This is a genomic window from Sinorhizobium numidicum (assembly GCF_029892045.1).
GTDB classification, from domain to species: Bacteria; Pseudomonadota; Alphaproteobacteria; order Rhizobiales; family Rhizobiaceae; genus Sinorhizobium; species Sinorhizobium numidicum.
This window is the reverse complement of record NZ_CP120367.1, coordinates 759,631-774,023: the sequence shown is the minus strand read 5'-3', so window position 1 is coordinate 774,023 and position 14,393 is coordinate 759,631. Positions and strand designations below refer to the sequence as shown.

Annotated in this window: 12 protein-coding genes; 8 read left to right on the top strand and 4 right to left on the bottom strand. The window is 60.9% G+C overall.

The features are described from left to right. Positions 1-659: 659 nt before the first annotated feature. The 4 genes from PYH37_RS03730 to PYH37_RS03715 all read right to left on the bottom strand — a co-directional run bounded on the left by PYH37_RS03730 (position 660) and on the right by PYH37_RS03715 (position 4,641). Positions 660-1,334 (bottom strand): HAD family hydrolase, encoded by a 675-nt coding sequence (locus PYH37_RS03730; protein WP_280732088.1) that lies wholly within the window; start codon positions 1,332-1,334, stop codon positions 660-662. 84 nt (positions 1,335-1,418) lie between these two features. Beyond that, a complete protein-coding gene (locus PYH37_RS03725; RefSeq protein WP_280732087.1) occupies positions 1,419-2,087 on the bottom strand; it encodes a metallophosphoesterase family protein in 669 nt (222 codons plus the stop codon). Positions 2,088-2,414: 327 nt separating this feature from the next. Continuing rightward, positions 2,415-2,795, bottom strand: coding sequence for a hypothetical protein (locus tag PYH37_RS03720; protein WP_280732086.1), 381 nt, complete (start codon positions 2,793-2,795; stop codon positions 2,415-2,417). A 121-nt stretch (positions 2,796-2,916) separates the two neighbouring features. Continuing rightward, positions 2,917-4,641 carry a phosphoethanolamine transferase gene (locus PYH37_RS03715; protein WP_280732517.1) on the bottom strand — a complete coding sequence of 575 codons (1,725 nt, stop codon included), beginning with the start codon at positions 4,639-4,641 and terminating at the stop codon, positions 2,917-2,919. Between the two features lie 320 nt (positions 4,642-4,961). Here PYH37_RS03715 and PYH37_RS03710 point away from each other — a divergent pair, with 320 nt between their 5' ends. The 8 genes from PYH37_RS03710 (at position 4,962) to PYH37_RS03675 (ending at position 14,218) form a co-directional block, all read left to right on the top strand. Next, complete coding sequence (locus PYH37_RS03710; protein ID WP_280732084.1) at positions 4,962-5,636, top strand: response regulator; 675 nt, start codon at positions 4,962-4,964, stop codon at positions 5,634-5,636. Then, positions 5,633-6,985, top strand: a complete 1,353-nt coding sequence (locus PYH37_RS03705; RefSeq protein WP_280732083.1) for a sensor histidine kinase — start codon at positions 5,633-5,635, stop codon at positions 6,983-6,985. Before PYH37_RS03710 ends, PYH37_RS03705 begins: the two co-directional genes overlap by 4 nt. A gap of 171 nt (positions 6,986-7,156) precedes the next feature. Beyond that, a complete protein-coding gene (locus tag PYH37_RS03700) occupies positions 7,157-8,338 on the top strand; it encodes an HPP family protein (protein WP_280732082.1) in 1,182 nt (393 codons plus the stop codon). Between the two features lie 155 nt (positions 8,339-8,493). Next, entirely contained in the window at positions 8,494-9,198 is a 705-nt protein-coding gene (locus PYH37_RS03695) for a CerR family C-terminal domain-containing protein (protein ID WP_280732081.1), read from the top strand. Beyond that, positions 9,195-10,199 (top strand): secretion protein HlyD, encoded by a 1,005-nt coding sequence (gene hlyD, locus PYH37_RS03690; protein WP_280732079.1) that lies wholly within the window; start codon positions 9,195-9,197, stop codon positions 10,197-10,199. Before PYH37_RS03695 ends, hlyD begins: the two co-directional genes overlap by 4 nt. Continuing rightward, positions 10,196-11,953 carry an ATP-binding cassette domain-containing protein gene (locus PYH37_RS03685; RefSeq protein WP_280732078.1) on the top strand — a complete coding sequence of 586 codons (1,758 nt, stop codon included), beginning with the start codon at positions 10,196-10,198 and terminating at the stop codon, positions 11,951-11,953. Before hlyD ends, PYH37_RS03685 begins: the two co-directional genes overlap by 4 nt. Further along, positions 11,950-13,104: an ABC transporter permease gene (locus PYH37_RS03680; protein ID WP_280732077.1), complete on the top strand. Its 1,155-nt coding sequence runs from the start codon at positions 11,950-11,952 to the stop codon at positions 13,102-13,104. The genes PYH37_RS03685 and PYH37_RS03680 overlap by 4 nt, the downstream gene beginning before the upstream one ends. Before the next feature lies 1 nt (position 13,105). Further along, positions 13,106-14,218: an ABC transporter permease gene (locus tag PYH37_RS03675; RefSeq protein ID WP_280732076.1), complete on the top strand. Its 1,113-nt coding sequence runs from the start codon at positions 13,106-13,108 to the stop codon at positions 14,216-14,218. The last annotated feature ends 175 nt before the right edge of the window (positions 14,219-14,393 follow it).

The following is a 14,393-nucleotide window of genomic DNA, read 5'->3' as shown; positions in this document are numbered from 1 at the left end:
CATTAAGGAGATACGGAAGTGAGTTGCTGATGACTGTATTTCAGGAAACTCCGTCCTCCGCATCAGGAGATTGCGACAAGAAGGCATTTGCTCGAAGGTTGTGGTCTTTGTACCACACTGATTTTATAGGGGAATTTGCTTTAGCAGTTGCTTTATGAGCGTTGCGGCCACTAATGATAAATGTGCTTTCTGTCTTATAGCGGCAATTCTCCTTGTGAGGCGCCAGCAGCGGGCTGACCGCCCATGCCGGGCCGAGATCGGCTGTTCGGCCAGCTTTGCCGTTAGTGCGACACTGTTTCCGCCAACCGTCACGCAATGACGCGCTCGCGCGTCGCAAGAATCGTTCGCCAAGCGTCCGCTGTGGCGACCAACACTCTTCCGGATTTGCTACAAAGAACTGCTTACTGCATGTTTCCTTAAATCGGAGCCGATTTAAGGCTAAAAACATGCAGCAATTCAAAGTGCTACAGCGACCTTCGTGCGTCTGAAAAGACGCACGGCGCTGTAGGGTGTCGCGCATACCCGAACCGACCCCCAGATGTGTATCTGGGGCCCGGACTCGCAGGCTCAGGTTGCGCGAAGTTGCACGCACGCGCGATGAGGCTGGCAAGGCAATGATCCTCGCAGGCTCTTTATAGGTCAGTGCGACAGGTAAGCCGTCAGAAATGACGCCGATGAAGCGACAGCCACCCGTCTTCTCCGAGGCGAGTTTCGACGTCGGTGTAGTGTGCCAGCGTTATATGCGTTGTTCCGACCGCCGCGGTGTGGGCTCCGGTGATAACAGCGACCTCGGCCCCCGCCGATCTGCCGGCGAGAATGCCGGCGGGCGCATCCTCGAAAACGAGGCAATCCTCTGAACGGACGCCGAGCTTTTCGGCTGCAAGAAGATAACCCTCAGGATCAGGCTTGCCCGCGGACACATCTTCACCGGTTATCATGAGGCGCGGCATTGGAATGCCCGCCGCGGCCAGGCGGCGCACTGCGAGCTCAAGCGGCGCCGAGGTTACGATCGCCCACCTCTCCGGCGGCAGCGTGCCGAGGAAGGCGACGGCGCCGGGGATTTCGACGATGCCTTCAATGTCGGCGATTTCCGCCTCCGCAAGGTCGCGCGCCTCCTGTTCCGGATCAACCGGCAGGCCCAGTTTGCGGATTGTGTCAACCGCACGCACCCCATGCACGGATTTCATTAGGAGATCGGCATCGATCCCGTTACGTGCCGCCCAGGCGCCCCATACTCTTTCGACGACAGCCATCGAGTTGAGCAGCGTCCCGTCCATGTCGAATAGCAGGGCGGCGAAATTCTTCGTGAAAATCGATGAAGACAAATTATCCAAACCCGTTCCCTGAACCAACATTCACATGACGAAGCGCAGGTGCACAACTATCGCCTGAGGTATGGGAGTACAATCCTTATTCGCCTAGCCGTGCCCCTCGGGGTGCTCGCTGACGAGGAAGCCGATCGGGCCGCCAGGAACCTCATCATCGAAGATGGCGCATGAGAGTACGCCGCCGAAAACCGCACCGGAATCGACATTGGTCCTGTTGCCGATCGTTCGGGGATTGCTGAGGCTCGGTGTATGCCCATGGCAGAGATGCTTGCCCCAATAGTTGCCGGAATAATTCGGCTCCGTCCGCATCCAGAGAAGGATGTCGTCGTCCTGCTGGTCCAACGGTAAATTCTCGTCGACGCCGGCATGCACGAAAATGCGATGCCGTTCGACGATAAGCGACGGTCGCTCCGCCATCCAGACCAAGTGGCTCAAAGGTATGGCGCCGCCATAAGACGCCATGGTTTCGTCGCCGCCGTTCATGAGCCAATGGCTCATCTCGGCGTAACCCTTCCGTGCTGCCAACAGCATTTGCTCATGATTTCCCTTGAGAGTAATCCACTCCCAGTCAGCGTTGCGAGGCCCTGCCATGATCCGTTCGACCACGCCGCGGCTATCCGGGCCCCGGTCGATCAGGTCGCCGAGGAAAATGACCCTCCCGCCAGGCGCAGATGATTCGATGCTGGCCAGCAAGTCTTCGAGTTGCACTAAGCATCCGTGAATGTCACCGACCGCGAACGTGAAACGCCGGCCATTCATGAATCGGGTCTCCTGTGCCTGTCCAAGACGGCTGGCTCCTTGCTGTTGACGAGAATCGACCGTCACTGGTCTTAAGGCATGTCTGGATATTGCCGCGGCAAAGCTCCAGCTTCGACAAACAGCTCTACTGCATTATTTTCAAAACGGGAATCGGTTTCGGGGCAAAATCGCCAACAAGAAATCTCAAGCGGTGCGGCACGCCCGATGAAGCATGGCTACAGCCTACATTTCAACCGCTCCGCCGGCGCGGCGTCGCCGATGTTATTTGCTGCGTGGTTTATCCTGTCGGTTCCGATTTAAGGAACAATGCAGCCGGCGTGCGATCGCTTAGCCGCGCGACGAGCCCTTCGGGATCGCCGAAGAGGTGATGGAGACCGGATCGCTGGCAGGAAACGTGTCTTCAAGCCCCTCTTCCAGTTGTTCTTCCATTGCGCGCTGATCATGCGCCTGGCGTGCGTTCGCCAGCGCCCCTTCCGGTGTCCAAGGGGATCGTCTCGTGCCGGCAATGCCCAGCAGAGCCTCGTCCGTTTCGATAGCGGCGGCGAGAATTTCTTTCGCCCGCGCAACGGCATTCAGTCTATTGAGGGTGCCCTCCGCATTCTGCGGGCAGGTAATCGTGACGATCTCTCCGGTTGTGCCGACGAACTCGACGGTAAAACCCGCCTTGCCGCCACGCTCGGCATAAACTTGAATCCCTGCAACCTGCATCGGTTCCTCCTTCCGCCGGTACGCCGCGACAGTCGGGTCAGCGCGGCAGGCCGGCAGCTTCATGGGGTAAGTCTAGCAGATTTGGCGGGTACGAACGAGCATAAGCGTTCCATAGTGACCGTCAGAGGAGGTCCGTCACATGTTTGGCGGCCGGTCGCCTGTCTGCTGGTACCGTTCCCTCAGCGCCCTGTGCGGCGTGGTATCCCGGCCCCATCTTCTCCTTTTCGACGTCGGGCCGCGTGCAGGCGGCAAAGGCGTCGAGACCACGATTATAGACCTTCGTCTGCACGTTCATCATACCGAGCACGGTATGAAACATGTTGTCATGCGACTTCGGCTGATCGGCGTCCTTGGAAAGGCAACCGGTGTCGATCCCCATTGCGGCCTGATAAGGCTTCGAAAACCAGGCGATGAACGGCACTTGCGTCTGCTCCTTCGGTGCGATCGCATAGGGTGCGCCATGCAGGTAGATGCCGCTCTCGCCGAGCGATTCTCCGTGGTCGGACATGTAGATCATGGCGCCGGCAATACGATCCTGATGCTTTTCAATGAGGCGGGCAACGCTTGCAAGAACATGGTCGGTGTAAAGGATCGAATTGTCATAGGCGTTGACGATTTCTTCTGTCGAGCAACGCATCAGTTCTGCCGTGCGGCAGTCGGGCGTGAAACGGCGGAAGGCCTCCGGATAGCGTAGGTAATAGGATGGTCCATGGCTGCCGAGCTGGTGCAGTACGATGACGCTGTTCGCTGTCGTGGCGCCGAGCTTTTTATCCAGTTCATCCAGGAAGATTTCGTCAAGACATTCGCCATTGCTGCACAGCGGGCTGTTCTTCTGGTGGGTCATGCTGGCGAAACTGATAAGGTCGGCGATGCCCTTGCTGCCCGTATTGTTGTCCCACCAGGTAACGGAAATGCCCGCATGTGTCAGCACGTTGACGAGGTTTTCCGTGGAGCGCGCCTTCCAGTCGCTGTATTGCTTGCGCGGATAGACGGAAAACATGCAGGGCAATGACACAGCGGTCGCAGTGCCGCAGCTCGTCGTATTACGATAGTTGACGACGCCGAGTGCCTTCAGCTCTGGATTCGTCTCGCGACCATAGCCGTTGAGCGAGAAATTCATCGCCCGCGCGGTTTCGCCCGCGACGACGACGACGACGACCGGCTTTCCGGCATTGACAACTCGCGGCCCCTCTTTCGCATCGGTTCCGAGCGGCTGTACGACCAGATTGCGCTCGCGATAGGTGGAGAGTGCGTAGCGCACCGCGGAGGTGACCGGGCCGGCCGGGTTGAACCTGACCATCAGGTCTCGGTGCTCCCGCAAAGCATAGGCGACGCTGGCAAAGTTGGCGTAGATAAGAGCGCCGCTCAAAAGCAGTGAAGGAGCGACGAACAGGAAATTGACAGCCGCTTTCGACAAGAAGCGGCGATGCCTGACCTTGATCCAGACGATCAGAAGCGAGGGAAACAAGGCGTAAAGTGCGAGATGAAGAGCGAGGTTGCCGGTTAGCAGATGGCCCGCCTCGGCCTGTGTGGTGACGGCGGCATTGCCAATCATGCTCTTGTCGATGATCACGCCGAAGCTGTCGGTAAAGTAGGAGGCCGCGGCCGATATGACGATCAGAAGGACCAGCACCGGCTTCATCACGTATTTGACCGATAGGGACGTCAGCACCGCAAATGTCGTGAGACCGAGCGCGGCGCCAAGCGACAGCAAACCCAGCCGAGCGTGATCGAAATAGGTTACCGCATGGGTCCAGAAGGAATTGTTGGTCACCAGCAGCAAATAAAGGGTGACGATCGCACTCAACGCAATACTGCCGATTTCCGGCCGGCGAAACTTCAACATAGTCAAAAGCCTAACTCCAAGGATGCGAGCTCGTCGCTCTCACTGCCCCGTTGCACCGTCGGACCGTCATCGACCACTTGCGGGGGATGCAGGCAGTTCGCCGGACGCGTCTCGACACATCCGCCAGTAGCGCAGGCAAGCTGTCGAACTCCTGTCGGAACGTCAGCTTGGAGATGGAAGGGCAAGACCGCGTGCCGGCAATTCCGGCATGGCGCTTTGGCGGGCTCCATGCCTTGGTCTGGCAGGAAGTTGGCAGCCCATGGAAAAGCTCATATGGTCTAGCGCCGCTGGCCGTAAGAAGCTCGAAACCAGGAAAACGCATGCGCCTACTGCTCGTCGAAGATAGTTCCCGCCTCATCGAGCTTGTGGGGGAGACCATGCGGGAATCGGGCTGGCGGTTGGATGCGGTGTCGAGCGTGCGCGAGGCCGAGGCCGCCATCGCCGAACAGGAGCACGATCTCGTCCTTCTCGACCTCGGGCTACCGGACGGCGACGGCCTCGATCTGTTGAAATGGATCCGGCAGGAGCGCGCCGGCCTGCCGGTGCTGATCATCACCGCCCGCGGTTCGGTGGATGAACGGGTCCAGGGGCTCGATGCCGGGGCGGACGATTATCTGGTGAAGCCTTTCCATCACCGCGAACTGCTGTCGCGCTGCAGGGCCATGCTCAGGCGCAATCCGCAGGCGATACAACCGGTACTCGAGGCCGGCGCCTTGCGGTTCGATCCGGCCACGGCGGAGCTCACCTGCGATGGAAGCATCGTGCCCCTGCCCCCGCGCGAGCGCTCCCTGATCGAAATATTGATGCGTGAGGTCGGCCGCGTCGTCCCGAAGCGTCGGCTGGAGATCGCACTGTCGGAATATGGCCAGGAGCTCAGTTCCAATGCTTTGGAACTCGCCGTTTCCCGCATGCGAAAGCGGTTGCAGCCTCTCGACACGAGCGTGCGGATCGAGACGGTGCGTGGAATCGGCTATTTGCTGCGGACCGCCGTATGAAAAAGGCCAATCCCTCGCTGATTGGCATCGTGGCGCGGCGCATCGTCGCCTTTTCACTGCTCGCCATGATTCTGCAAATCGGCGTCGTTTTCGCCGACTACTGGTTCGACGACGATGAGCTCAGCGTTTTGATGCTGCAGGAGGAAACCGAAGACCTGTCGAGGGCGATCAGGAAGCGAGACGGGGTTCTGACCTACGAACCCGATCAGGAGTTGAGAGAGCGTTATCTGGAACCGCATGGGCGCGCGGGCGCAATTTATCTCAGGGTGCGCACGGCTTCCGGCTCCGTGCTCTTTTCCAATTGCACAACCGAATGCGCTGCGCATTTTCTGCCGCTGTCCATCAACGCGCCGACCTTCTGGAAGCGGCAGATCGAGCCGGGCAAGCCCTTCAGTGTCGCGGGCGGCCATTCCTTCGAACGCGACGGCGAGTCGGTTCTTGTCGAGCTCGCGGTCCTGAAAGACCCGAACGGCTTCATGTACAGGGTCCTGCTGCGTGAGATGTTCGATTCAATGATTGTGCCGATGACGCTGATGTTCTGCCTTGTCATCGGCGCAACGATCTGGTCGATCCGCAGCGCCTTGCGGCCGGTGGCCATGGCCGTGCGGGCAGCGGACGCAATCGATCCGCGCGACAGCGGTGCGCGCCTGCCGGCGAGCCGAATGCCGCAGGAGATCGAGCGCCTCGTCAGCGCCGTCAATCGCCTGCTTACCCGCGTTGCCGATCTCGTCCAGTCCCAGAAGGTTTTCTCGTCCTCGATCGCCCACGAGATACGCACCCCCGTTTCCATCGCCAAGATGGAGCTGAGCCGCATCGCCGATCCGCGCGCCCGCAATGCCGAACGCGATCTCGACGCACTTACACATATCCTGGAGCAGTTGACCTCGCTCGCCCGTGCCGACGCCGTCGATCCCGCGGCCTATCAGCGCGCAAGCCTTTCGCAGATCGGAGCGGAGATCGCGGAGACGACGGCGCCATTCATCTTCGACCACGACAAGTCGATCGAATTCGTCGACCACGGCACGGCATCGGTAACCGTGATCCCCGCTCTTGTCGAAAACATGCTGCGCAATCTCATCGAGAACGCAGTGAAGCACAATGCGCCCGGCACCCACATCGTTGTGACCTGCGGACCCGGACCACTGGTCTCGGTAGAAGATGATGGCAAAGGACTTGTCGATCTGCCGGAGCACCACCAAGACCTCGGCTATATCAAGCGCTCGGGGCAGATCGGCCTCGGCCTTAAGATCGTTCATCGGATCGCCGAGCTTCACAAGGCAAAAATCGTGATCGACACGGCGCGCGACCGCGGCACGAAGATCACGATCGATTTCGCCGCGGCAGCGTGACACCCATTCCAGCCCCGCTTCGCGCCGTGCGAATATTTAGTGGGCATGATGCATATTTTTTAATCCGAGGCACTTTCTTGGATGCAGATTTCGTGCCCAATCTCCGGTCACATGCTATGGGCCTGTGCAACTCCTCCCGTTTCCCCCACCTCCTTCGACCCACGAGCATCCATGTCCAAAGCCGCAGTCCTCCTCCGACGTTTCATCCCGTCCCTGGTGCCGGTCAGCCATTGGGAGCGCTTGCGTTCGTGCTGTGGCGCGCTTGTCGGAATATTGCTGACAGGATTCATCAGCACGCTCGCGATCGGCGCCGGCGCCAGCCTGCCGCTTCTCATCGCGCCGATGGGGGCGTCGGCAGTCCTGCTCTTCGCGGCGCCGTCGAGCCCGCTTGCCCAGCCCTGGTCGATTCTCGGCGGCAATATTATTTCCTCGACAGTCGGTGTCACAGCGGCGCTGCTCATTCCGGACCCGGTCATCGCCGCCGCCGTTGCCGTCGCCGTCGCCATTGGCGCCATGCTGATCCTCGGCTGCCTGCACCCGCCGAGCGGCGCCGTCGCGCTCACAGCGGTGCTTGGAGGTCCGGCAATTCGCGATGCCGGCTATGCCTTCGTCCTGTCTCCTGTCGCCGTCAACTCGCTGCTTATCCTCGTCGTGGCGCTGATCTTCAACAATCTCACCGGTCGCCGCTATCCGCATCTCGCCCCGGCCGCCAACCCGCACAACACGCAGGATCCCTTGCCAAGCCACCGGCTCGGCGTTGTGCCCGAGGACCTCCAAGCCGTGCTTGCCCAGTATGGTGAGGTCGTCAATGTCAGTCCCGAGGACTTGGACAGCTTCATCCATCAGGCGCAGGTACGCGCCTTTACCCGCCGGTCCGGCGAGATCACCTGCGGCGAGATCATGTCATGCGATGTCGCAACCGTTGCGCCGGACGCCCCGCTGCGCAAGGCTTGGAAAATGCTCCTCGAGCACCGCATCCAGGCGCTGCCGGTCGTCACCGAAAAAGAAGGGCTCGTCGGCATCATCACCCAGACGGACTTCATGAAGCATGCGACGCTGACGCCGAACGGGCGACTTCAGGTCGGCCTGCGCGAGCGGATCGGCAATATCATCGGTCTGCCGGCGAAATCGCCGCGCTATGTTTCCGACATCATGACGAGACGCGTCCAGTCCGCCCTCCCCGAAACCATGATCGCAAAGCTCGTGCCGCCGATGGCGGACATGGGACTGCATCACATGCCGGTCGTCGACGCCGACAACCGTGTCGTTGGCATTGTGACGCAGTCCGACCTCATCGCCGCCCTGTTTCAGCGGCGGCTCGATGCAGTCGAGGAATCGCGGGACGTCGCCTGACCAGCGACGAATCTCCCTTGCGTCAACGCTGACAGCGCCCCTGCTTCTTTTCAGGAGCACAAAGGTGGAGCCGGACGCCTCTCAAGCGGCGACCTGTGGTTTCGAGCGCAATTCATTCGATTGACTTAATCGTCTGAATGACATAATATCAGCACATGATAAAGGATGACGATTACACACCGCCGCTCCGCGCCGATCGCGGCGACGCCACGCGAGAGAAGCTCCTCGGCGCCTCCATCGACGTCTTCGGTCGTTATGGCTTCGATGGTGCAACGACGCGCAAGCTTGCGGACGCGGCAGGGGTCAACCTTCAGGCGATTCCCTATTATTTCGGCAGCAAGGAAGGCCTCTATATCGCCGCGGCCGAGCACCTGGCATCAATCATCAGCGGCCATGTCGGCGATTTGCGAAGCATCATTCTGGCGCGTTTCGCGGAACTCGATGCGGCTGGCGAACAAATGGCTGCCGCCGAGGCACGCCACTTCCTGACACAGATGGTCCAAAGGATGGTTGTTCTCTTCGTCAGCAAGCAATCGGAGAGTTGGGCGCGCTTCATCATCCGCGAGCAGATGGAGCCGACCGAAGCGTTCACGCGAATCTACGGCAAGATCATGCGGCCGATGATCGAAATGGCGCGCCGGCTGATCGGCGCGATCCTCGGCGATGACCCGGCGTCGGAACATATCCGTCTGCGGACGCTGTCCTTCGTCGGCAGCATTCTGGTGTTCCGAATGGCGCATGCAGCCGTCTACGCACAACTCGAATGGAAAACGACCGGGCCGAATGAGCTCGAGACCCTGCGTCGCCACGCGGCCGAACTCGTGGCCGTGCTCGGTGCCGAGAAGGACCGGCAGTCATGAAGAAAGTCGCCATCTTTGTTCTCCTTTTCGCGGTCGCCGTGACCGGCGGCTGGTGGTTCGATGTGCCCGCGCGGCTCGGCTTTGCGAAGGAAAACCGGGACGCGGTTCTCTACGGCAATGTCGATATTCGCCAGGTTTCGCTCGGCTTCCGCGTCAGTGGGCGGATCGCCGATCTCCGCGTCGACGAAGGCGATACAGTCAAGGCCGGCGACGTCATCGCAAGGCTTGATGCCGAGCCTTTTCAGCAATCGCTCGACGCCGCAGAAGCGGAGGCTGAAGCCCTGCGTGCCACGCTGGCAAAGGTCAAGGCGGGCGCGCGCGCGGCCGAAATCGCACAAGCGCGCGCCGTTCATGAAGAGCGTCTCGCAGAGCTCCGAAATTCCGATCTCGCCTATCAACGCGCGCGGCAATTGCGGCCGAACGGTACGATTTCGCAGGCCGATCTTGATCAGGCGAGTGCTGTGCGTGCCGCGGCCGCCGCTCGTGCGACATCCGCACGTGAGGCTCTGGCGCTGCTCGAAGAGGGAAGTCGAGTGGAAGACGTAGCGGCCGCAGAGGCGCAGTTGAATGCGGCGACCGCGAAAGTCGCGAGCGCCCGCACGTCGCTCAAGGATACCGAACTCGTCGCCCCGAGCGCAGGCATTATCCTTTCCCGGGTGCGGGAAACCGGCGCGATCATCTCGCCGGCCGACACGGTCTATGTGCTTTCGCTGACCGAACCGGTTTGGGTCCGGGCTTATGTAGCAGAGCCGGACCTTGGCCGCATTCATCCCGGAATGAAGGTCAAGATTACGTCCGATACGGCCCCTAGCCGCCCCTATGAGGCGACCATCGGCTTCATCTCGCCGGTTGCGGAATTCACACCGAAATCGGTGGAGACGCCCGAGCTCAGGACCGATCTCGTTTACAGGCTGCGGATCATCGTCAACAATCCCGGCGTAGATCTGCGCCAGGGCATGCCGGTCACCGTACATCTGCCGACCCCGGAGGAAGCGACGTGACGCCCGGCCCTGTCCCCGACCTCGGTCCGGACCCGTTCGTCCGGTTGAGTGCCGTCACCAAGCGGTTCGGCGCTGAAGCCCCTGCCCTCGACGCCATCGACGGCACCATTGCCGGCGGGCGGATCACCGGCCTCGTCGGCCCCGACGGCGCCGGCAAGACGACACTGATCCGGTTGATGACCGGCCTCATGCTGCCGGACGAAGGAACTGTCGACGTGCTCGGCTACGATACGCGCAGGAATCCGGCCGCCATTCAGGCAGCAATCGGCTACATGCCGCAGCGTTTCGGCCTCTATGAAGACCTGTCGGTTCAAGAAAATCTCGATCTCTATGCCGACCTGCGTGGCCTGCCGAAGGCCGAGCGCGCAAGAACCTTCGGCGAACTGCTCGATTTTACCGATCTCCATCGCTTCACCACACGTCTTGCCGGAAAACTCTCCGGTGGCATGAAGCAGAAGCTCGGTCTTGCCTGTGCACTTTTGCGTAAGCCGCGTTTGCTCCTGCTCGATGAACCCGGCGTCGGCGTCGACCCGATTTCGCGGCGCGATCTCTGGAAGATGGTGGAGAATCTCACCGCCGAAGGTATCGGCGTTGTCTGGTCGACAGCCTATCTCGAAGAGGCCGAGGCTTGCGACCACGTCTTTCTGCTCAATCAGGGCAGGCTGCTTTTCTCCGGCCCTCCGCATGAGATGACCGATCGCGTCGAAGATCGGGTCTATAGGCTCTCTGGTATTGACGGCCGCCGCCGCGAACAACTGGCGCGCTTGCTCGATGAGGAAGGCGTCGTCGATGGTGTCATTCAAGGCGAAGCCATCCGGCTCGTAATGAAGCCGGGACTGAGCCCTCCTTCGCCCGCGAAAGACGGGGACAAAGCCACCAGCCACGCCGTCGTCGCAGCGCCGCGCTTCGAGGACGCCTTTGTCGATATGCTCGGCGGCGGACCGGGCGGGCGGTCGAAGCTTGCCGAAACGCAAAAAACCTTCACCGCCGAGGGCGGCAAGCCGGTCATCGAGGCGCGGGGCCTGACGAAGCGCTTCGGCGATTTCACCGCAGCCGACAACATCACCTTCGATATTCCGCGCGGGCAGATTTTCGGTCTGCTCGGTCCGAATGGTGCCGGCAAGTCGACCACCTTCAAGATGCTGTGCGGCCTGTTGAAACCGACAGCCGGCGAAGGCCGGGTCGCCGGTTTCGACCTTAGGCGCGACGCGGCGGAGGCGCGCAACCGGCTCGGCTACATGGCGCAGAAATTCTCCCTCTACGGAGATCTCAGCGTCATTCAGAACCTGAATTTCTTTGCCGGCGTCTATGGGCTCTCTCGCTTAGCCAAGCGCGAGCGCATCGAGCTCATGACGCAGATATTCGAGTTCCGCTCGATCCACGATATGTCTGCCAAGGACCTGCCGCTCGGGCTCAAGCAGCGGCTCGCGCTTGCCTGTGCCGTACTTCACGAACCGGAAGTGCTCTTTCTCGACGAGCCGACCTCGGGTGTCGACCCTATCACCCGGCGCGAATTCTGGACCCACATCAATGGGCTTGTGGAGAAGGGCGTAACCGTTCTTGTCACCACCCATTTCATGGACGAGGCGGAATATTGCGACCGCATCTCGTTGATTTATCGCGGCAGATCGATCGCGCTCGGTTCGCCGGACGAGATGAAGGCGCGTGTCGCCAGCAAGGACATTCCGGATCCGACGATGGAAGACGCCTTCATCGCCCTCGTCGAGAATTCGGAGGCGAACGAGGCCGCATGAAGATCACGCCGAAAAAAGGGAGCAACGAGCAGCGTGCCGGCAAAGGCCGGCGCTTTGCTGCCCTCGTGCGCAAGGAAAGCTATCAGGTCGTGCGCGACCCGAGCAGCATCCTAATCGCTTTCGTCCTGCCGCTGATCCTGCTCTTCCTCTTCGGCTATGGCGTTTCGCTCGACACGACGCAGACGCGGGTCGGCCTCGTCGTCGAGGAGGCGACGCCGCTCACCCGCGACCTTGCCGCGAGCTTTCAGGCGTCGCGCTATTTTTCGGTCGTAAACGGCCAAGACCGTCGCGAATTCGAGGACGATCTCGTGCTCGGCCGCGTGCGCGGCATTCTCGTGATCCCCGCCGAGTTCACTGCCGACCATGCGGCGGGACGACACCCGGCGGTCCAGGTGATCGTCGATGGCTCGGATCCGAACACCGCGAACTTCGTCCAGAACTATGCCCAAGGGGCGGTCGCCAACTGGGAGCGCCAGCGCACAGGCGAGGGCGCGGGCGTGCCGCCGGCAATCGCCGCAGAACAGCGCTTCTGGTTCAATCCGGAGCTGACGAGCCGCAATTTTCTCGTTCCAGGCTCGATCGCCATCGTCATGACGCTAGTCGGCACGCTGCTGACATCGCTGGTCGTAGCGCGAGAATGGGAGCGCGGCACGATGGAAGCGATGATGGCGACGCCCGTTTCCGCCGCCGAGCTGCTGGCCGGCAAGCTGTTGCCCTATTTCATTCTTGGCCTCACTTCGATGACGCTGTGCGTGCTGCTGGCCGTCTTCCTCTTCGGCGTGCCCTTCCGCGGCTCGGTCGCAGCGCTTTACGCGCTCTCCGCCACGTTCCTCATGCCGGCGCTTGGACAAGGGTTATTGATCTCGGCAGCGACCAAGAACCAGTTCCTGGCGTCACAGCTTGCACTGATCTCCGCATTCTTGCCCGCCTTCCTGCTTTCGGGCTTCCTGTTCGAGATCAACTCGATGCCGATGGTCATCCAGTGGATCACCTATATCGTGCCCGCACGTTACCTGATCCCGAGCCTCCAGACAGTGTTTTTGGCAGGCGACATTTGGCCGATGTTTGCGCGCGCGATCGCGGTGATGCTGCTGATCGGCTGCGTCTTCTTCGCGCTTGCTGCACGCAGCACCCGAAAGAGGATCGGCTGACATGTGGTGGACGAGGCTGAAAGCGCTGATCATCAAGGAACTCCTCGCGGTACTGCGCGACCCGAAGGGCCGCGCCATCCTGATCGGGCCGCCGATCATTCAGCTTCTCGTTTTCTCCTATGCGGCGACGCTCGAGGTGAAGAACGTCGACATCATGATATTGAACCGTGACGGCGGCCACTGGAGCCAGGAGCTCGTGCAACAGATCGGCGGATCGCCGACCTTTCGCACGATCAGGCTTGCCAATAGCCCCGCCGATATCCGTTTCGCCATCGATACCCAGGGAGTGCTCGCGGCGCTTGAGATCGGCCCGACGTTTTCGCGCGATATTGAGGCGGGAAGACCGGCCGAGGTGCAGATGATCCTCGATGGCCGACGCTCCAACGCGTCGCAGATCGTTTCCGGCTATCTCGGCCGCATTGTCGGCACGCTCTCCGCCGAGACGCCCGCCGGGAAGCGCTCGGCATCCGACGCGATCAGGGTCGAGGCGCGCAATTGGTTCAACCCGAACCTCACTTATCAATGGTTCATGGTGCCGAACCTGGTAGCGAGCATCGCGCTGCTGATCGGGCTCATCGTTACCGCCTTGTCGGTCGCCCGCGAGCGTGAGCTCGGCACATTCGATCAGCTCATCGTCTCGCCATTGCGCACGCATGAAATTCTGGTTGGCAAGCTGATACCGCCGATGATGATCGGGCTCTTCCACATCACAATCTATATTCTTGCGGCCGTTTTCATCTTCGGTGTGCCGCTGCGCGGCTCGCTTCTCCTGCTTTACGGCAGCGCTGTCTTCTATCTCGCCGCCGTCGTCGGGCTCGGGCTCTTCATCTCGGCTCTCTCGATGACACAGCAACAGGCAATCCTCGGGGCCTTCCTGTTCATGGTGCCCGCGATGCTGCTTTCCGGTTTCGCGACGCCGATCGAGAACATGCCGCCCTGGCTGCAACCGGTGACGCTGATCAATCCGCTGCGTTACTTCCTGGTGATCGTGAAGGGCGTATTCCTCAAGGATATCCCGCTTGCCGAGGTCGCGCACCAGACGCTGCCGCTTTGTCTGATCGCGATCGTAACACTGTCCTCCGCCGCCTGGCTCTTCCGCCGCCGGTTGGAGTGAGAGATCAAATGAGCCTGATCGGGCCTGAGTACCGGGCTACAAATTCGTCACGGTCACCAGCAAGATACCTTCTACGAGCGCCTGGGCGACCAGAAAGGGATCCTTGTGGATCGGCGGAAGCTGATCGATCGCCACCGCATGCGCGTCGCCAATCGCAAGCTCTTCCTAGCCGTCG

Excerpts from the sequence above, each read along its gene's own strand:
- hlyD (WP_280732079.1), top strand. The coding sequence starts at position 9,195 with ATGAAGAAAGTCGCCATCTTTGTTCTCCTTTTCGCGGTCGCCGTGACC.
- PYH37_RS03720 (WP_280732086.1), bottom strand. The coding sequence starts at position 2,795 with ATGCAGGTTGCAGGGATTCAAGTTTATGCCGAGCGTGGCGGCAAGGCG.
- PYH37_RS03675 (WP_280732076.1), top strand. The coding sequence starts at position 13,106 with ATGTGGTGGACGAGGCTGAAAGCGCTGATCATCAAGGAACTCCTCGCG.
- PYH37_RS03710 (WP_280732084.1), top strand. The coding sequence starts at position 4,962 with ATGCGCCTACTGCTCGTCGAAGATAGTTCCCGCCTCATCGAGCTTGTG.
- PYH37_RS03725 (WP_280732087.1), bottom strand. The coding sequence starts at position 2,087 with ATGAATGGCCGGCGTTTCACGTTCGCGGTCGGTGACATTCACGGATGC.
- PYH37_RS03680 (WP_280732077.1), top strand. The coding sequence starts at position 11,950 with ATGAAGATCACGCCGAAAAAAGGGAGCAACGAGCAGCGTGCCGGCAAA.
- PYH37_RS03695 (WP_280732081.1), top strand. The coding sequence starts at position 8,494 with ATGATAAAGGATGACGATTACACACCGCCGCTCCGCGCCGATCGCGGC.
- PYH37_RS03700 (WP_280732082.1), top strand. The coding sequence starts at position 7,157 with ATGTCCAAAGCCGCAGTCCTCCTCCGACGTTTCATCCCGTCCCTGGTG.
- PYH37_RS03715 (WP_280732517.1), bottom strand. The coding sequence starts at position 4,641 with ATGTTGAAGTTTCGCCGGCCGGAAATCGGCAGTATTGCGTTGAGTGCG.
- PYH37_RS03705 (WP_280732083.1), top strand. The coding sequence starts at position 5,633 with ATGAAAAAGGCCAATCCCTCGCTGATTGGCATCGTGGCGCGGCGCATC.